The organism is Sphingobacterium anhuiense (genome assembly GCF_042686355.1).
In the GTDB taxonomy this organism is placed as follows: Bacteria; Bacteroidota; Bacteroidia; order Sphingobacteriales; family Sphingobacteriaceae; genus Sphingobacterium; species Sphingobacterium anhuiense.
In genome coordinates this window covers 513501-534958 of the sequence record NZ_JBHUPE010000005.1, presented here as the reverse complement: position 1 = coordinate 534958, position 21458 = coordinate 513501, and the positions used below count along the sequence as shown (strand labels likewise).

General features: G+C 34.4%; 12 protein-coding genes. 2 read left to right on the top strand and 10 right to left on the bottom strand.

Going from position 1 to position 21458, the window contains the following annotated elements; all coding sequences use genetic code 11:
* Nucleotides 1-344: 344 nt before the first annotated feature.
* The gene (locus tag ACFS6I_RS14160; protein ID WP_380921581.1) at nt 345-3461 is read left to right on the top strand and encodes a SusC/RagA family TonB-linked outer membrane protein; all 3117 of its coding nucleotides are present in this window, start codon (nt 345-347) and stop codon (nt 3459-3461) included.
* A gap of 17 nt (nt 3462-3478) precedes the next feature.
* The gene (locus ACFS6I_RS14155; RefSeq protein ID WP_380921579.1) at nt 3479-5041 is read left to right on the top strand and encodes a RagB/SusD family nutrient uptake outer membrane protein; all 1563 of its coding nucleotides are present in this window, start codon (nt 3479-3481) and stop codon (nt 5039-5041) included.
* A 307-nt stretch (nt 5042-5348) separates the two neighbouring features.
* On the opposite strand, the gene ACFS6I_RS14150 is transcribed toward ACFS6I_RS14155, so the two are convergent.
* The 10 genes from ACFS6I_RS14150 to ACFS6I_RS14105 all read right to left on the bottom strand — a co-directional run bounded on the left by ACFS6I_RS14150 (nt 5349) and on the right by ACFS6I_RS14105 (nt 21447).
* Complete coding sequence (locus ACFS6I_RS14150) at nt 5349-8273, bottom strand: glycoside hydrolase family 2 protein (protein ID WP_380921577.1); 2925 nt, start codon at nt 8271-8273, stop codon at nt 5349-5351.
* Between the two features lie 435 nt (nt 8274-8708).
* On the bottom strand, nt 8709-10013 hold the full coding sequence (locus tag ACFS6I_RS14145; protein ID WP_380921575.1) for a hypothetical protein: 1305 nt from the start codon (nt 10011-10013) through the stop codon (nt 8709-8711).
* Between the two features lie 39 nt (nt 10014-10052).
* Nucleotides 10053-11330, bottom strand: coding sequence for an HlyD family secretion protein (locus ACFS6I_RS14140; RefSeq protein ID WP_380921573.1), 1278 nt, complete (start codon nt 11328-11330; stop codon nt 10053-10055).
* A gap of 14 nt (nt 11331-11344) precedes the next feature.
* Complete coding sequence (locus tag ACFS6I_RS14135; protein WP_380921571.1) at nt 11345-13531, bottom strand: peptidase domain-containing ABC transporter; 2187 nt, start codon at nt 13529-13531, stop codon at nt 11345-11347.
* Between the two features lie 75 nt (nt 13532-13606).
* Nucleotides 13607-13867 carry a hypothetical protein gene (locus ACFS6I_RS14130; RefSeq protein ID WP_380921569.1) on the bottom strand — a complete coding sequence of 87 codons (261 nt, stop codon included), beginning with the start codon at nt 13865-13867 and terminating at the stop codon, nt 13607-13609.
* A gap of 114 nt (nt 13868-13981) precedes the next feature.
* A complete protein-coding gene (locus ACFS6I_RS14125) occupies nt 13982-15622 on the bottom strand; it encodes a vitamin K epoxide reductase family protein (protein WP_380921567.1) in 1641 nt (546 codons plus the stop codon).
* A 201-nt stretch (nt 15623-15823) separates the two neighbouring features.
* Nucleotides 15824-16423 carry a class I SAM-dependent methyltransferase gene (locus ACFS6I_RS14120; RefSeq protein WP_380921565.1) on the bottom strand — a complete coding sequence of 200 codons (600 nt, stop codon included), beginning with the start codon at nt 16421-16423 and terminating at the stop codon, nt 15824-15826.
* A 1184-nt stretch (nt 16424-17607) separates the two neighbouring features.
* Complete coding sequence (locus ACFS6I_RS14115; RefSeq protein ID WP_380921563.1) at nt 17608-18294, bottom strand: DUF4998 domain-containing protein; 687 nt, start codon at nt 18292-18294, stop codon at nt 17608-17610.
* A 9-nt stretch (nt 18295-18303) separates the two neighbouring features.
* Nucleotides 18304-19497: a DUF5000 domain-containing lipoprotein gene (locus tag ACFS6I_RS14110; protein ID WP_380921561.1), complete on the bottom strand. Its 1194-nt coding sequence runs from the start codon at nt 19495-19497 to the stop codon at nt 18304-18306.
* Between the two features lie 12 nt (nt 19498-19509).
* Nucleotides 19510-21447, bottom strand: a complete 1938-nt coding sequence (locus tag ACFS6I_RS14105; RefSeq protein ID WP_380921559.1) for a RagB/SusD family nutrient uptake outer membrane protein — start codon at nt 21445-21447, stop codon at nt 19510-19512.
* Nucleotides 21448-21458 lie beyond the last annotated feature (11 nt).

Sequence of the window (21458 nt, the reverse complement as noted above, 5' to 3'; positions counted from 1 at the left end):
AAGGAACTTCATAAAAATATATGACCTAGTAAAACAGCCTACTTTACATAAAGTTATTTACCCTATAATGACACTATATTACCCTTATACGATTGATAAGTTTTAACATGCCCCATCATTAAGTTAAAATAGTTTTAATACATGTCAGAAAAGTTTTGGTTATTCTTTTTTTCTCATACTAGTTTTACAGTTCAATATAAATCACGACTAGCACGATCAATAAATTTTGATACTAAACAGAAATGTGGATGATATTACGTAGGTAATTTTCATATAATATCATTGCCTATTTAAACAAACGATTGTAAACAATATCCTCAAAACAATAAACTAAAATTAAACCTATGAAAAGAAAGCTAAACGTTAACATTACGGGAAGCATGACTGCATTTGTGCTTTTGTTTGGGACTGTCCCGATGACAAAAGCAAGCTCATTACATTATGCGCTAATAAATGCACAGCAAACCTCTCAAAACCAACAAATAAAAGGAAAAGTTACTGATGAATCAGGTAAACCTTTAGTTGGAGTAACCATAAAAGTAAAAGGAACGTCAATTGGAACTAAAACCGATTCAGAAGGTAATTTCAACCTGAATGCTACAACCAATCAAACATTGGTTATCACATATGTCGGTTATATTTCAAAAGAAGTTCCTATCGGTACAAACCCTGCTAACCTTACTATTACACTCGACACGGAGGTTAATATGCTGGAGGAAACTGTAGTAGTTGGATTCGGTACACAAAAGAAAGCTACATTAACTGGTGCCGTCAGTGTAATGAAATCTGATGCAATATCCAACAGACCCATTACAAATGCAACCCAAGCACTTTCTGGACAGGTACCAGGTGTATGGGTAAACCAACAGTCTGGACAGCCCGGTCGTGATGGAGCTAACATACGAGTGAGAGGAATCGGTACTATAGGAACAAGTGATGCATTAGTTATTATTGATGGAATAGTGGGATCACTGGGAGCAGTAAATGCAAATGATATTGAGTCTATTTCAGTTCTAAAGGATGCCTCTGCCGCCATTTATGGTTCCCGAGCAGCAAATGGAGTTATACTTGTACAAACGAAGAAAGGTGCTAAAGGTAAAGTTAAAATCGATTTCGCGACATCTTTTGGGAAACAAACAGCAACCAAACTTCCTGAGATGATTACAAATTCGGTAGATTATATGAACTTATATAATCAGGCACTTATAAATCAAGGAAGTCCCACCTTTTTTAGTAAAGAAACGATTAACGAATACCAAAATGGTAAAGACCCCAATATTTATCCCAACACGGATTGGTTAGATCTGATCATGCGTAACGCTAGCATTCAGACCAATCAATTAGGTATATCTGGCGGGGAAGGGAACACCCAATTTAACTTATCACTGGGTTATACCAATCAGGATGGAATTGTTCAAAATGGAAATGCAAAACTCTATAATCTCAGAGCCAACATAGATACTAAAGTCAATGATAAATTAGATGTAGGTTTACGATCCGGTATTCGCTACCAAAACAGAAAAGAATCTTTTAATGGTTCAGGTAATTTATTTACGGAACTCTATCGTACACTTCCTTACTATGGTACCTATACCTCAAATGGTGAATATGCTTCTACATGGGTTAATTCAGTCAATGCTCAATTCCGAAATCCACTCGCTATGGTTAATGAAGGAAAGAACCACAGTGCATATGGAAACTTTAATACCAATGTATTTTTAAATTATAAAATACTTGATGGATTAAAATTTAATGTTACAGGAGGTGTTAATTATTCAACAAATGATAATCAGACTTTTGTTCCCAAAACTCTTGTCTATAACCCAAAAACATTAACTGTCACTTCAACAATGAATGCCTCAGGCCCTAATGCGAGCAATAATTGGGATAAGACTCTATATAAAACACTTTTTAGTAGTTTGACTTACAACAAAATCATTGCAGAAAATCATGATTTTACGATAGCGGGAATATACAGTCAAGAGGAAGAAGAATACCGGACTTTATCGGGATCGATAATGGGATTCGTCAACAATACATTAACTGAAATAAATGCCGGGCTTACTACACCACTCACAAATGGAACGACATATGGTTGGGCACTTCGCTCCTATATAGGGCGCTTTAATTATGCATATAAAGAGAAATACCTACTTGAAGGTATTGCACGATACGATGGTTCTTCACGATTCTCTCCAGAAAACAGATGGGGATTCTTTCCATCGATATCTGCCGGATGGAGAATTACCCAAGAAGATTTCATGAAAAATCAAACATTTTTTGACGAATTAAAGATTCGTGCTTCCTGGGGTAAATCTGGCAATGATCGTATGGGGTTCAATGATCAACGAGATTTGTATGCATATATTCCGACACTTGCTTTTGCTAGATTTTACCCCTTAAGTGACAATATCGCAACAGGAATTGCACAGATGTCCATCGTTGATGAAAATATTAAATGGGAGGTTGGTACAAAAACAAATATTGGATTTGATGCCACTTTATTAAAAAGAAAATTGAATGTCACATTTGACTACTTTGAGGATAAACGCGAGGGTATTTTACGTCAGATCCAACTTCCAAATTTCATAGGAATACGAAATGCCCCTTTCAGAAATTTAGCAACTGTAAGCAACAAGGGATGGGAATTATCTTCTAACTATACTCATAAAATTGGAGAAGTGGATATTAATGCTGGCTTTAATCTGACCCATGTAAAAAATAAGATAGACTACATACCTGATCCACAAATCGGACGAAACGCATTATTACAAGGAGAAGCTATAAATGCATTCTATATGTGGAAGTCTTTAGGTATATTCCAATCGCAGGAAGAAGTAGATTCCAGCCCGAAGCAAAATGCTGTCCCTACTAAACCTGGTGATATTAAATTTGAAGATTTCAGTGGTCCTGCGGGAAAACCTGATGGTATCATCGATGCTCATGACCGACAAGTTGTGGGCAAACCAATACCAACCTGGACGTATGGGGCTAATATTAACGTAAGTTACAAAGGTGTAGACCTACGTATTAATTTACAGGGTGTTGCAGATGTTGAATCATATGTTGGAAGTGAGTTATATTTTCCTTTCCTAAATGGTGCAGGAGTATCAAAAAGATGGGAAGCTGGCAATACATGGACACCAGAAAATCCCAATGCAAAACTTCCTAGATTAGTACAATATAGTGCATCCAACAGTCAAAATTATGCAGACAATAGCTTTTGGCTTCAAGACGCCTCGTTTTTAAGAGTTAAGAATATACAATTAGGTTATTCGTTGCCTAGCAGTCTACTTTCTAAACTCAAAATGGGCGGGATTAGAGTGTATATTGATGCACAGAATGTTTTCACGTTCACCAAGTTTGAAGGACTTGACCCCGAACGAGACTTAGCAAATATGTCTCCTGCACAGTATCCAAATGTTAGGATGATTACGGGAGGTATAAATCTAAAATTTTAATCTAAATAAAGCTTATCATGAACACTAAAAAATATATCTCAATGAGTATAGCGGCTTTAGCTATTCTAACTACCTCGTGCCAAAAAGATTTCTTAAACAAACTCCCGCAGGATTCCATTTCACCAGAAGTGTTTTGGAAAACAGAAGAAGATGCTAAAGCTGCAAACATTGGTTGTTATTCTGCACTTTGGGATGTCACAACAGAAGTACTGCCCTATCTAGATGTACTAACTCCTAACGCATATAGCAATTATCCATGGGAAGGATGGAAAAATATCTCTCTGAGTGCACAGACACCCAATGATCTAGGAGGGATGGGAAATATGTATAATGGTGCTTACGGAGGCATCTCGGCAACAAACAACTTTCTAGCAAATATCGATAAAGTTCAAATGGACGAAGGTCGAAAAGCTACGATGAAAGGAGAAGCATATTTTTTAAGAGCTTATTATTACTCCATTCTTGTTAATTATTGGGGGGGAGTTGTTATGATTTTGGACAACCCTAATCTTGAGCAGATGAATGCAAAAAAAAGCACTAAAGAAGAAGTGTATGCACAGATTGAAAAAGATTTAACGGCAGCAACAGAGATGCTTCCAAATGAAGCTAGTGAAAAAGGTCGTGTCACAAAAGGTTCAGCATATGGTCTTCTGACTCGTATTTACCTTTACCAAGACAAGTGGGAAAAATCTGCTCAATCAGCATCTGAAGTTATGAAAATGGGTTACACCTTATTTCCGAATTATCGTAGCCTATTTTTAGAAGCAAATGAGAATAACAGCGAAGTGATTTTTGACATCCAATTTTTGCAACCAAGATTTCCAACGAGTTGGGACATTTATTTAGGTATATATGCTCCAACAAATTCTCCAGGATGGAGTTCAATAGAACCTACACAAGATCTGGTAGATGAGTATGAAATGAAAGATGGAAGTAAGTATACGACTACCAATCCAATTGCTGATCCCAAAGATCCCAACAATAATAGAGATCCAAGACTTGATCAGACGATTTTCAGAAAAGGAGTACTTTACAACTCCGTTCCTTATCCTGTAACAGCTGATGGTTGGCCTGGAGTATATACCGGTTACAGTTATAAAAAATACACTGTATATGACAATAATACAAATCTTAGTAATGCAATTGGCGGTACTGGTCTTTCGCAGATTAATGGAATTGTCATTAGGTATGCAGATATTTTGCTTATGTATGCTGAAGCACTTAATGAAATTTCGGGCCCAACCAATGATGTATACACAGCGATCAATCAAGTGCGAGCTAGACCTACGGTTAATATGCCTCCTCTTCCATCTGGTCTCTCCAAAGAACAGATGCGTGAACGAATCAGACATGAGAGAAGAATAGAATTTGCCGGAGAAGGTCTTTACTATTCTGATATTCGAAGATGGAAAATTGCCGAGGAGATACTAAATAAATCAATCGTATTAAATGGCGGGCAAACCAAAGGATCAATTGAAAAGCGAATATTCAGAAAAGAGAAAGACTATTTGATGCCTTTCCCTCAAAAAGACATAGACAATGCTCCAAACATGAAAGACCAGCAAAATCCAGGGTATTAAACTCTTAGAGTATTATTAGAAGACCCTTATTTCATCTAATAATTATATTATATAAAGAAAGCACACCCAGTAATAACTGGTGTGCTTTCTTCATTTTCATTCCTACATATAAACTCTTACATCAACTTGTTTAGTATATAAAATGAATAACCATTTTTTACTCGTTTAAGGAACTGAAGATTTACATTAGTACTGGAAAAAGATCATAAAACACAAGTAAATAATATGATTTTTCTGGCCAAACCCTCATTATTTAAACGCTTCCAATAAATAAAGGTGTCTTTTAGAGACACCTTTATTTAAATTTTTACTTCAACTGTAAAAATACGGTTCCTGAAGATTTCTTGGTTTTATTGCGAGTCCCTTGATAATTACCCCAGCTAATCGTCCAATAATCCCATTTATCACTTACGAGCAATTGTTGGCTTCCATCTTTATTAACGTTCATTTTTGCAGCTTGCTTACCATCGCTGACAACATTTAAAGCACCCTGATCTCCCGAAACAGTATAACTATAAATATTTTCTTTCTTAGCTCGATAAATTCCCGATGCAGACATTTCTGCTTTATAAAGTACCGCAGGATCTTTTTTAGTAAGGAAATAATCCGACATCGAATGAGATACCTCAAAATTTGGTTTGACACCAAAAGATTCAGTGCTGTTATACACTTTTTTAGCCGTGCCCTTTAAAGCTGACATATGTCCCTCAGGATAAGTTGTCCAATACCCCTTGCGATCCCAGCTTATTTTATCCAGATCAGAAGCGACAGGCACACCTACCCCTATATCCCAGGTATAGGCAGGAATACTGTCCGCGCTGTATGTTATTTTAATTTGCCCGTTAGGATATAAAGAGGTAACCATCTCAACCGGATACTTATCCACTTCACCTTTGCTATGTATTACAAATACCTCTTTACTAAGCTGATCAAAACTAAAGTTAGCAACACGATAATCGCCCGATAATATGGCATCTGTATTTTTGAGTACACCAGCATCTTTAGGTCTATTCACGACTAAAAGCGGATTACCTGTAATTACAGCTACATCCTTTACGGACCCCTGATCAATTGCTCCCGTTTTCTTATTGATTTTAAAAGTAAAATCCCCAGATTTTAGCGTTAATTGATCAGTTTCATCAGCCACTTTCCAAACACCTGTTGATACGATTGCACGGGCTTTATGTTCACCTTCCATATTGATCAACTCCTCATCAATCAATGCACCTGTTTTATCTTTAAACTGAACCTTTACCGACGAAGTTGGAGTCGAGACCGGAATAATCATTTCACCTTTAGCATGGGGTGCCACGTCTGGCATGACAATAGCAACTTCTTTACCATTAATTAAAGCTGTTGCTTTGATACTTTGCAAATTAGTATGATCATAGCGATTATGAAGTGGCAATATGATACTACCTGTTGCTTTTTTAACATCACCTAATAACACTCTAATTGGTGAGTAAGCTTTTTTAGTATTCCAAAATTCTGTTTTCTTCCTTCTCCACACATCAACAATTCCCCAAGGACCGTATCCCGTCATACCATCTTTCATTGTAAAAGTTTCATCAATCATTCCCCAGATAGCACCGCCAAGATAGCCTTTCACATCAAAACGATAGGTCCAAGTAGAGTCCATACTCACTCCCCAAAAATCCCTAACATTAGGATCATAAGTGCTCAAATCGGTATTATAACAGTTCACATGTACCCACTCATCGCCAATAATTGGCAAATCCCCTTTCATATTTTTCTCGTACTTGCCTAGATCACTATATTTACCATTATATGCCGGATAGTGCGATACCAGGATATCAAAATTTCTTTTCCCCTGATCCAAAGCTGTTGCTGGAAAAGACCAAGAAACGGGTCTGCTCTTATCTACAGATTTTACAAACTCATACGATTTTTGAAAATTAGTACCCCAATTACTTTCATTCCCGATAGACCACATCACAATAGAAGCATGGTTTCTGTCCCGATCTATCATTTCACTCAACTGACCAAGGTAACGATCCGTATAGGAAGAATTGCTCTGTGTCTCAAATTTATTATAGGGTGCTACGCGCCAGTCCAACACAAAACAAACTGCAGTTTCTTCCTGTACATAGATTCCATATCGGTCACAGAACTCAAGAAAGTCTTCTGTAGGAGGATAATGTGAAGTACGGATAAAATTCATATTGGATTCTTTAGTCAGTACAGCATCCACACTATCCTGTGCCCGATTGGTACTACGACCAAGCGTAGGATGCATATCGTGTCTACAAGCCCCCCGTAGCTTTACAGTTTTGCCGTTCACCAACATTTCATTGTCTTTATTAATTTCGATACTCCGAAACCCAACCAGCTGTTCAATCGTTTGTTGAGTCTTACCATTTTTTATAACACTTAAGATCATCTTATATAAAAAAGGTGACTCCGCTGTCCAAGGACTTACTTTTGGGACAGCAATACTGTCTTTCCAGATATTACCGGTAGCTTTTAAAGATCTCGGTTTTGACCATACTTTTTTTCCAGAAGGATCAATTAACTCATAATACGCCGTTAAGTCTTTACTTTGAGGTAACTCCATCTGTATACTTAATGTTCCATCCGTATAATTATTAGTAAGCCATGATTTAGCGTATAGATATTGAACAGGACTTTCTGGTAAGATAACATAATCAACTTTTCGTGTGATCCCGCCTATAGTATGATGTGCATACCCAGAGGCATAAGAAATATCATCCGCACGATCCGTCACTTCCACATGCAACCAGTTGTCCTGACCAGGTTTGATAAACTTCGTTATATCCGCATCCCACGCGGTAAACCCACCAAAATGCTCACGCACGAGGTTTCCATTAAAATAAACCTTTGCATGATTAAATACACCGTTGAAACGCACAGCATGACGTTTACCTTTGGTATTTTCGGTGATGTTTATTTTTTTACGATACACGAAGGCAGTGTCATGCTTTATTTTAAACCCTTGCATCATGGCCTCGCCTGGCACCATAATTTTTTGCCAATTCGCCGAAATAGTTTTATCAGAAATAGACGTAGCAGTAGGGTTAAGATTAATTTCCCATTCACCGTCCAAACTTTTTACAGGGATAGCTACACCTGCTACCTTAGTCGGTTTCGGAGGCAAATGTTGCCGCCCACCCGCCATAAAGTTCTGAGCGGTCAAATGAGAAGCAAAAAATATCATTAAAATGATTACTGACCAATTTTTCACAATTTGCATTTTTAAGAAGATTATATTAAAAAAAACTTATAACTGCAAGATATGTCAATCAAATATCTGATTCTAAAACAATACTAATCATTACGTAAACTTTTTTACCCATCTAAATCAAGTGAATTGAAAAGCATCAAAATAAACATCTAAAAGATTTTACCATATAAATAAAAACACTTTCAATTATATGATTAAAAAATATAATTGAAAGTATTATACAATTACCGCTTCAAAACTACTTTGAGTAAAATTTAGCACACCTATGTATTCAGTCAAATTTGAATATTTAGATATCCCATCCATTAGGAATCTTTTTAAGTATATCACAAATACAACCATAGTACCACACTTTCTTATAATCTACATCTAATTTCTTAAAAAAACACAGACACATCTAAACTACTTGAAATCAAATATTATCAATTATTATTTTTACGGGAATTAGTTTAGTAATTTTTTAACATCTCGAATTCTACTTATTTTTGCTTCACAATTCTCAAACATACCATCATATTGATCTGTACCAAAACCTTCTATTGGAATATCTGAATATCCAAAATCTTTTTGTCTGGATATAAATGGATGAATAACATACTTATTAGCAGTCATCATGGAAAGAATTAAATCGGCGGCATCTGTTTCATGAAAAGGTTCCGATAAAATTTGTTCAAAAATATTCTTGAATAAAATTGTAAACTGCGTACATTGAAAAGATTCAATCCAACACAGTTCAGGACTTACAACAATAGCTTGTGTAGTGTTTGAAATTCCGCCTAGAATTATATCCGCACCTAATGCAGCACCTTGAAATATCGAATCAAACAATATCTCTTTATTGTAATTTCCGGAGAATACATGGTCATCTTCACAAATTATGATAATATCTTCATCTCTTTCTATTGCCATCGATATGATCTTTTTGATATTATTCCATAAACCCATTGTTCTCTTCTCTTCCTTTTGTACAATTAAAAATTCAAGTTCAAATTCGTTTTTATTTGCGAATTGGCTCTTTATATGTTCCAACCGGTCATATCGCTCATCAATATTAATAACATATGCAGGAATTCGTATGTCATTATAATTACTTCCATAGTATGAATACTTTGTAGATAATATATGTTTTTCCATTTTGTCTATAGCTTTCACTCTTAGCTTCACTTTATTAAATAGCGCCTGAACCACTCCTTTAGAATCATTTTTTTGAGTAACATCTGAATATCCTGTGTCCCGTTGAATGGAAACTATGGGAAAGGAGACAAAAATTTTATCTGATAATTTTGAAATCATAGAATCAATTGTTTCGATGCCCTCATAAAATTTATAGTCAAGTATCTTGTCATAAAAATTATCAAAAACAATTAGGAACTGAGTTCCAGTAAATTCATTGATCCAATACAATCCATCATTTACCTTGACGTTATAATCAAACCAGCTTACTCCTCCCAAAAGTATTTCACCTCTGATTTTTGAAACATATTTTATTTGTTCATTTAATTTCTCAACATTGTATTCATTTGTGAATAAATGATCATCTTCACAAATCAATACGTACCCCAATTTATTCAATTTCGCAATGTTAATTATCTGAAGTAGAGATTGCCATAATCCAATAGATCCGATTTTATTTTCTACTGCAGTGAAAACTGTTAAATTAAATTCATTTCTATCTTCAAATTCTTGAACAATATTTTTATAACGATCGGTACGATGTTTTAAGTTTATGATATAAGTTGGTATTTCCATAATTATGGTTATTGATGTTTTAAATCTATATAATACGGGTTAAATTTTTAAATTTTTAGTCAGGTTAAGCCATATCCTTTTAAAAATTGATTGATTATCTGTGATTATTTCAGCATCAGCACGTAAACCAGGTTTTAATTTGATAGAAGAATCCTGCACACTACGTATTATATCTACTTTGGAAAAGAATATAGAGTCTCTAATCGGAATATCACTTATGTAGGTAACTTTCCCCTTTAGATACCCATACTCCTGATATGGATAGCTTTTAACTTTAATCAACACATCTTGATTTTTTTTAACCCTTGAAGATGCGCCTTGTGGTATCAAAACCTCTCCATAATAATCGTCTTTATTTGCATTGATATAGAACAAAACATCATTGACTTTTACTAATTGATTTTCTTGTAAAAAATCACCATAAATTAAAATACCACTGGATAGTGAAGAAATTACGTATTGTCTTTTCCAGTTTTCAGCATCAGTAATAAAAGTATTAACTGCTTGAAAAAATTTTTTTCGCTCTTCAAAGATCTGATTTGATAATTCTGATATTTCCTTGCCCTTAGACATTCGGTTAATCTGGTTACTTAACAGGGTATTTTCAATTAAAGGAATTGTTTGTCTTTTAGATAATAATAAAGATTCTTTTTGCTCAAGCTCCGATTGACTGATAACCTTTTTATAAGCCAGTATCTTATACTTTTCATATTCAGACTCAGCCAATCTTAATTCTTTTTGCTGTAATTCATAGGTTTGTTCTATCCTACTTTTCTGTTCATCGATATTTTGAACTTCATTTTGAACAAAATTTTTCCTCTTTTCAAATATTCCTGCTTTATTTACTGCTTTATAGTTTAAATAAGCCAGATGAAAACTTTGGTAACTATTTTGAAGTTCTCCCAAATTTAATTCAGTGGGATTAACAAGATTTTCTATATCTATCAATTGTTCTTCATTATTTCGTAGTTTTTTTAAGCGATCCAATATCATTAATACCTGATGATGGTCAGCGATACTTTCCATATAAGCAATATCTATGTTTTTTTCTACCCATACACCATCCTTAATCAATATTTTACTAAGGTTACCATTTACTTTACTGACTAAAACTTTAGGAGCATTGCTCGTGTTAAATTTCATTGATACGGACACCATTTCTGGATAAGTGATAAAAACAGAAAGATTCAAGATAATAATTATAGTAGCTAGTATCACAGATATTCCCCATTTGAGAAGCCAAGATGGTGGTTTAGTAATTATCTCCTGAAGATCTTCGGAATGTACTGTTTCAGTATTCTTATATTTTTTTGACATGATCGTCTACTCTTTTAATTGCCCAACTCCAGTTGATTTTTCACCAATTCGAAATATTTCCCTTTCAGTATAGTCAACTCTTGGTGTGTACCCTGTTCCACTATTTCCCCCTTTTCCAAGACAACGATATTGTCTGCATTTTTAACTGTACTTAACCGGTGCGCAACAACTATGACTGTACGTTTACTAAAAAAATGATCTAATTTCTCAACAATTTCCTTCTCATTGTTTGCATCTAATGAATTGGTTGCTTCATCTAAAAAGATAAAGGCAGGATCTTTATAGACTGCACGTGCAATCATTAACCGCTGTCTCTGTCCCTGACTAATGCCTTTTCCTGCAGTTCCTATTTTCGTTGCTAGACCAAAAGGTTCATCGGCGATAAAATCTTCTAGATTGGCTGTCCTAACCGCATTTTGTAATTTATCAACATCAGGATGTTCATCATTAATAGCAATATTTCGTTCAATAGTATCGGCATAAACATAGTTTTCCTGAAGTACTGAACCACAACTATCCCTCCATAATCCAAAGTCTATCTGGTCGAGTCTTTTCCCTCCAATTAAGATTTCACCTTCCTCGGGTTCATAATAACGTAACAGTAGTTTCAGTATGGTTGTCTTTCCACTGCCACTGGCTCCTACGATAGCGGTCGTTTTGCCTGTTGGTAAGGTTAGGTTCAGCTTTGTGAAAATAGGATCATTTCCAGCACCAAAATATCGAAAGGTTACATTTCGTATTTCAATAGTCAGGTTATCAGGAAGTTTGGTCAAATAACTTTTCTGAATATCCTCCTCTTCATCAGTTTCATAAATCTCGTTCAGGCGTTCCAGACTGATCTTGGCATCTTGGTAAGACTGCATGAATTCCAATAAATATTCTACCGGATTACTCACCATACCAACGATGTATTGAATCGCCATCATCCCGCCAAGGGTAATTTCACCATCGATGACTGCTCTCGCACTGATAAAAGTGATCAATATTCCTTTGGCTTGATTAATAGCCATAGATCCTATGGACTGATATTGAGAAAGAGCTAAACTTTCCACTTTAAACTTAAAAAGCTTAGCTTGTAAACCTTCCCATCCCCATCGTCTCTGCTTTTGCGCATTGTTGAGCTTGATGTCTTTGATACTTTGTATCATCTCGACCATGTAAGTCTGATTTTCCGAGGCTATTTTAAAGCGCTTATGATCGAGCTCTCGACGGTATCTCATAAAAGCCAATATCCATAAAGTATATAAAGTAGTCGATACTAAAAAAATCAGAAAGATACTTTTGTTATATACCAACAGTAATGTACCGAAGATCAACATATTGATAAGAGAAAACAATGTGTTCAAAGTATTGCCTGTCAGAAAAGACTCAATTCGTTGTTGATCGGACATGCGTTGCATGATGTCGCCATGTGTCTTAACATCAAAGAATTGCATAGGAAGCTTCATAAGCTTTATGAGCAGATCTGTCAATATTGATATATTGACACGTGTAGTGATATGAAGCATAATCCAGGAACGTATAAAATAGACTGCCGTGTTTCCAAAGAATAGCATCAATTGTGCAATCAAAATCAAGTTAATAAAACTGATATTTTTGGTATTAATTCCAATATCAACAACAGATTGCGTGAGAAAAGGAGCTATCAGCGACAATACTGTTGCCAACAGCATTCCCAAAAATATCTGAATAAATAATCTCTTATATTTATAAAAATAAATATAAATTCTAGACCATTTTAAAGTTGATTCGGGCTCGTCTTCCTCTATTTGATAGAAATTCGGAGCAGGACTTAATAATAACGAAAGACCTGAATATAATTCTTTAGTTGAAAACCAATTTTTAACAAACTCCTTTTCATCATAAGTAATCAAACCTTGGGCTGGATCTGAAATATTATATTTTCCTTTTCTTATTTTATAGAGTACTACAAAATGATTTTGATTCCAGTGCAATATACAAGGCATTTCCGCTTCCTGTAATTGTTCCAAGGATAGTCGCACGCCATATGTCCTAAACCCAAGTTTTTCAGCAGCTTCACTAATTCCGAGCAGATTGACTCCATTTTTGGTCGTCTGGCAAAGCCTTCTAATTTTATGAATAGATACGATTTGACCATAATATTTAAATAAAATACGTAAGCAGGTGGCACCACAGTCCATCTCATCCATTTGCTTATAATGTGGAAATCGTTTTAGCATGAAACTGATTAAAATAAATTTTCTTAATATATTTTATAGCATGGTAATTTTCTAATTACCATGCTATAGTGGATCTTAATTCATTATACATCCATTACAATCATACCAAGCTTCCCACGTCCCATGCTGGTTTGGATACACTCTCTCACAAAGGGCCTCCGGAGATCCAGTAGTAAAATAGCAACTTGACATTCCAGAATCTGTAGTACATCTTATACAGCCACCACTACCACCACTGCTACTTCCACTACCACTAACACCACCTAAGATTTGTTTTAGTTCTTCGCGAGAAAGTGTATCTATTACACCTTTTACTCCAATTTTTAATTTTTTCATTATTTTTGCTTTTTATTTTATGCTATTCACATCACCCGAATAGCGTAGGACGGCTTTCTCAAGGAGCCTTCTGTTTGCCCGAGATCGTTTGCAACCGGCTCGGGCATTCTTAATCTAGAAAAAGTTCTTTAAATCCGTTATACTATAATGATCAGGCAATTCTTTTCCATTAATAAATACTGTCGGAGTAACCCTTATTTTCATTTTGTCACACCAACCACTCATTGCTTCAATTTTATCGGACTGTTGTTTTAATTCACCATTCATTGGATATTTGGCAGCAAATACTTCATAATCTTTATCAGGAGCTAGATACCAGTCGTCCAAAGCATGATGTACTGCCTGATTACCCAACTGTTGTTCAATAGCCAATAGATGTCTTACAGGAGCTGTGGCTCTATCCTCTTCTTTACCCGAAGCTGTAAAAATGATCCGAACTTTAACATCAGGATTTTTTTTGATAATTTCATCTAACTCAGGATGTGCTTTAGAACATGGTCCACAATAAGGATTACATACTTTGATAATTTCATTTGTAGCATCTGGATTTCCTACCAGAATACCTAAATTTTCTGTAGACACTGTTATTGCCTCACTTTTATCAAGCATCGCTTGAAAAATTATGGGATTATAGCGAAGCTTTTTCCATTTCTTTGCATAGTCTCTGCTATCATTAGCACTTTTGAGAATAGGTATAGCAAAGTATGAAGTAACTAAAAATAGTAAACCTAGAAATACAGTAGTTACAATACTGTAATAGTCAATTTGGTATATATTGATATAATCCAAACTGATAAAAACAAAACCCATTATTGCATTTACAGCAAGGATTATTTGAGTCACCAAACATAATGGGCACCATTGTTTAACAATACGTCCCTGATAATAAATGGAAAAGAAGATATAAGGTGAAACTATAATAGAAATATAGGAACTTACTAGCAATTGGTTTAATTGACCTGCATAAATAATTTGAGTAAAAAATAGTGTTGCCATAAAGGCAAATCCCCATGTGGACCAACTTATTCCTAAAAATGATACCTTAGCTGAAGATAAAACAGCGTCACAATTCATTTTCTTTCCACTCCCACCACAGACCTCTTTAATAAAAGGATTGTGTGCATCAACCTCATGCCATAAAAGAATCGTCGAAATCGTTAAACCAATAAAACTACTTAACAAAAAACTTAAACCTATCCAAGAGGTTATTGATGTACCTTTTGATAGTATATCTATACTACTAATTAGAATTGTAAACAGAATTAGATAAATGGGTATATTTTTTATAACAGATTGTATTCGTTCATCTTTTCTGTTAACTGCGTAATCCTTTTCATCTTTTTTCGTAGCATCATCGAGCAACAAAATAATTCCTTTATCAATATTTCCAAATTCAGCGAAAGAGATTTTCTTAATGGTGTTTTTTATTGGTTCAAGATAATATAAATATTGATCATCAGTCTCCGTCACTACTGCAAAATTAGCATTTGACCAACCTTCTTGTTGTATAGAAACTATAAATGGGGTTTCAAAATCGGAGTAGGAATAATCTCCCTTTCGAATAGCTACGCTTTCAATTCCATATTCTAGTAAAACATCTTTTACAGCTAATAGAGAATTAGATTCCAAATGAGACTCAATCAATTTATTTAATTGATATTTACTGTTTTTTACAGAAAAGATGTTAAGTACATAGTTACAGGCATGCAATAAGTTGCTTTCTGACAATTGTCTTATTGAACTAAAAAAAATCATATTTAAGTTATATCGGTTTATTATCTTAACTAGAGTTTTAAGAAAAATTATTATCTCTAAAAAATAATAATTAGTATTTTTAGAAGCAGTTAAAATATAAAATTGGACAGTGGTTTAGATAAATTTAGATTCTAAAAAATCTAAATTTCATATTATAAAACCTACTACTTAGTTGATTATTATTCAGATTATATAGATGATCTAGATTTTAATAAAAACCATGATAGTGTTTTTAAACCAGGGCAAAGAAGCCCGATCTCTAAAATAACTGCTGGATTTTTTATCAAAAACGAATCCTCTTTTTTGCATTTGTGTTATGATATATTCATTATTTCTACAATTTACGTGGCCGTTACCCAATTGGCCAATAATAGCCCAGCTTAATACAACATAGTTTGTTGCATTTTTAGCAATATTATCCAAATAAATATGTTCATATTTTTCAGGTATATGCTCTCCGACCTCTAAGCTTAAAACACTATCAAATTTTTCCTCAAAAATTATCTTTTTACTTAGATCTAATACTTCACAATGTGTTCCGTCAGCTAGAATCTGTAATGTAATATCTGGAGTATATGGGTTGCCATCGTATCCTTTCGCGACTAAGTTCTTTTCACGTAATATGCGTACATACCAACCAGGGCCGCAACCTAGATCAACGATTTTTTTCTGGCCATGCTTTTTAAAAAATCGAGCCAATGCCAATGCTAATTTTCTGTCAAAACAATGACCTTCAAGAGTAGAGTTTATCCACCTTCCTTTTTTATCTATTTCAAATGACATAAAAAAAATTGATCTCATGTTTATATCTATAGTTGTTGGATCTACAGACTGTCTACTTGGTTAACAACAAACTTATAACTCAAATATAAATTTCCTTTCAATAAACAACTAAACCAATTCTATCTTGTAATTAAACTTTTCTACCCCAAATATATGGGAAAACACTTTTTTTTTTAATACAGGAGAGATACAGGCTAACGGAAAATTCAAATAACAAAAACTATCAGATAAGACAACAAATATTAACTCTAAAAAATTTCATTACTTTTTCATCAGTGGTCTATCGTCAATATTGTTCCAATAATCTGAGAATATGTTCAAGTTTCTTTAATCATTTTACACGTGACATTTTTAGTTAAATAAAAAAACTACCGGTCTTTTCAACCACGTGATTCCTTAATATTCAAGCTAGACACCTCAAATTATTTATCAGCGTCGTAGACCTATATAGCACAGTTTTATCATCAGATTACCCAGCCACGCATTACCATACCCAATGAATTTAGAGTACAGAGCTCAGTAAATTTACCTGCGGAAGCATCTTCAACCTATGAATTTGCTTATAAACAAATTTTTCCCTCAGACACGACAATAAATAGTGGCATTTATAGAAAAAAATTCTAATAAACAAAGGAGGCTTCAATGGTCGAGTTGGTATATTGGGAATAGCAATAGAACATATTATTTATATCGTTTAAATATGTTCCTACACATATCTACACCTATTATGAAGCAAAAAATATCATTAAAATGAATACTGACCAATTTTTCACAATTTGCATTTTTAAGAAGATTATAATTTAAAAAACTTATAACTGCAAGATATATCAATCCAAGACCTGATTCTAAAACAATATTGATCATTAAGTAAACTATCCTACCTTTAGAGAATAATTTTCAAAGCAACCACAAATTAAAAAATAACATTTATTATAATAACAGTCTTGCCATTATCATGACAAGACTGTTATTAACCTTTCTTCTTAATTTCTAAAAGAAATTTTAAGGATCATAATCTATCTGTACTATTATTGCAACAACATAATATCATTAGTTTGCTTTATACCATATAAGATTAATAAAACCTAATTGCATATATTACATATTGCAGCTTAACAGACCAAAAATTATTAACAATCATTAAATTCTCATAATTTTACTTATCATACAAAATAATCGATACAGTAAATTTACAACGATAATTACCTCTTAAATATTTCTTTTTTTGCGACATAGAAAGTATCAATAGCAGTAGTATTGGGCAAGTATGCGGTGTTAATGGCAATATTAGTCCCTTTTTTATAATCTGTAATAAAGGTTTTTGTAGCTTCAGCATCTGTTACTTTTAACTTTCTATTTTCTCCATTAGTATCGATGTATTCCACTAGAGTAAAAATAGCAGTCGGATCAACACTAACCCAATCAATTGTCAACACTCCAGTATTGTCATCATAAACTGTCGTCCCCCTATTATAACCTCTATTAATCAAACCATCTGCATAATTTTTTCCATAAACAATACCGCTCACATTAACAGGTACAGAACTATTACCTTTTGCATCAAACGTTCTTACTTCAAAACTTATACCTCCTTCATTCAAATTATTCAAAAACAACTCTACAGTGTCAATACTTATAGATCGAACGATGTCCTTTTCTATTGAACTTTCTTTTCCATTCCAAAAAACCTTATACTTAACAATCTTTGGATCTGATGTAAAAAGCCCCCATAATAACACTCTTTTATTACCCGAAAACACACGTGCAGAATCCAATATTCCAGGATAATAAATTTCCTTACCTCCTTGGAATGATTTATAATCATCCATTTTTCTACAAGAGGTAAAACAGGCAATTGCCATAATACTCAATATAATATTTCTTTTCATTGATTTATGTTATTTGCTTCCGTAAACTTCAATTTGTGTACCCATAATCGAGAAAGTATTCTCCCAATTTTTAAGATTTTTTATTCGAATATATCTAAATGGAGGTAATCCAGGTTCAAACTCCGTACTCCAGCCCTGCTCTGCATACGCCTTATCTTCAGCAGTTTCCTGACCTGAAGGAAGTCCAGAAGGTTTAACAATGGTATTTGAGGCCAATAACGTCCAATTGTCAAAACTCCCATTAGATGAGGGATTATTTGTTCCCCAAACTTCAAATGTTTTCATACAAGCTCTTCTGTAAAAATTAGTTCCATCTTCAGTTCGAGGGAAGTATATCAATCTACTTAGGGCTTTAGTAACGCCCAAATCAATTGTAATAGTTTGCGGTGTACTTGCAGATTCTGTAGTAAATATACATGGCCACCGAGCCCCAGTGTAATTACCATCCCACAAATACCTCACAAATGTCCCATACGCCAAAGCCGCATCTCCAGGTAGCGGAAACTCAGCAAATTTAGTTCTATCCAACTTGGCCTCGCTATAAGGTGTTATATTTTTATAAACTGTATCAGTAACGTTTCCAAATTTATCCGAAACTGTAAATCCAAAATTGGTTTCGATAGCTTCTTGTCCACGTAATGTTATATTACCCGATGAAGTTTGAGTATAGATTTTTTCTAAACTTTTTATTTGTCCTTGACTTTCCTTAATAATTGGAATAATAACAACAGGTGCTCGATCTTTATTTTCAAATTTTATATTCGGTCCTCCAAAGCCTGGTATAATAGCTAAACTTTCAAAAACACGTTGAATAGGTGATTTTAATGGTTTAATGGTCACTTTTACCGGATCAGACTTAATCTCACTACGACTAACAGCATATAAAGTGATCAGATGTTCATCAGTAGAATGAAAACCATCAACCAATAATTGATTCGTATAAAAAGTACTGATTGCTTCTCTCTTTACCCCAGGACGAATTTCATATTCGGCTTTAATATAGAGTAAATCTTCCGAAGAGGGTAAGGTGTAAGTCAACAAAGCAGCCCCATTTTTATTTTCTACTTTTATATTGGTCACCACATCTGGTTTTGCAGTATTATTTTCTATAGGAGCATTTAACATATCGCTCTGGCAGCCATTCAGCATCACCAATCCTAAGTTGATGATGCTGGTGAAAAATATATTTTTAATCTTTTTCATATTATTATAGAATTACCAACCTGGATTTTGCACTAGATTTTCGTTAACTAATAAGTTGTCTTCAGCAATAGGCCATAAATAATCACGAGGAGCGACAAAACGCTGGCTATAAAAGGTCAAAACACGGTAATATAAAGAAGGTGAACTTTGTGATATATCCCATCCTTGCACATTCCCATTTGTTTCTAAAGAAGCTGTTTTCCATCTTCTAACATCCCAAAATCGACTACCTTCCAATGCTAGTTCGATTCCTCGCTCTTGTCTAATGATTTGTCGCAGTCCCTCTTTATTTTGGTACTTAGTGGGATTATTGGAATAATTGCTCCAACTTTCTTCGATACTCTTCAAACCTGATCTAGATCTGATTCGGTTTAAATAGGTATACACTTCATCGCTCGGTCCAGACAATTCATTTAGTGCCTCAGCATAAAGCAAATACAAATCTGCCAATCGCATATTAGGCCATGGATAACGTTCATAACTGATACCATTATCAGCACTCCACATAAACTTCCAGTTAATTAATTTTTTACAAAAAAATCCCGATGGGGGAAGGGGTGTTCCAGAGCTCGGACCTCCTAATCTCGACTGTATATTAAAGGTATTTTCATCGGTTCGAGTCAAGCTTCCTTCCTGGTACCAAATGCTACCGTCGAATGCCAGTGTTGCATAAAAACGATTCTCACGATCAAAGTTCCAACGTGAAGATTGATAATTCAACAGATTATTGAAGCGTTCCTTATTAACTCCTGTACGCAATTCTCCCTTGTCTCCAAATTGCAAGGTTTTATCCTCGGCAATAGGAATTCCATTAGCAGTATAAAACAGATCTGCTAATTTCATTGTTGCTCCCACATCTGCAATTGCACCATTACTACTACCATAACGACCATCAAAATGTCCCACAGTAACCGCTTGGGTATAATTTGTATTGGAATTAGAATTACCCCAGATTAATTCTGAATTTTGCCATTTTTGACTCACAGCATTTCGTAGACCCATCTGATAAGTTGTTGTATCACTTAACTTAAACAGTTCCGAATTAAATTTGTGCAATTTTATTCCAGCTGCTTCACTGATTAAAATTGCTTCTTTACAAGCTTGAACGGCTTTTTCCCATTTACTCGCGTCATAATCAGCCCTTATCAGCTGCTGACCCTTTTTGTCTTTAAAACTAGTATAATCTGAATTTCCATTAAACAATGGACTCGCTGCTAAAATTAAAACTTTAGCTTTTAACATCAATGCTGCAGGTCTTGTTATCCTCCCCAGTTCATTTACGGTATTAGCAATTGCTATGGGTAGATTAGGCACAGCCAAATCAATGTAGTTAACAATAAAGTTTGTTACACTATCTATTGGCATACGACTAAGTTTCATCGTTTCGATCGGCTGATCAATCTCAGGACTTACTTCCATGATGGGAATTGGTCCATAAGCACGCATCAAAATAAAATGATAATAAGCTTTCAAAAATTGTCCCTCAGCTATCCATCTATTTCGTTCATCTAGGTTTATATCGGGCACCTTACTCATGTCTTGCATATTTTTTATAAAAATATTACAATCACGTATCGCTTGAAATAGCGGAACACCACCATTCTTTCCATCCCAATTGTTAAAATAAGGATCCACTACGTTTTGATTTCCTCTAGGTAGGTTTGCCGCTAAACTATTAGATCGACTAACTAAAGGCGCGACCATCTCATCGCTTCCTAAAAAAGCCGGATTCGATGCAGTACTTCCCTCATCAGGGATATAAGAGTAACAAGTAAATAAGTACTTTTCTGCTTCACTCCTAAGTGCAAAAGCATTTTCTACTCGAGGTAAATTATCAGGTGCAACATTTAAATATTTTGTGCATCCTGAAATAATCATGATGCACATTAAAATCATTACTGACACAAACACTCGCTTGTACTGCATTTTTATATTTAAATTATTTTTCATATCAAATACGT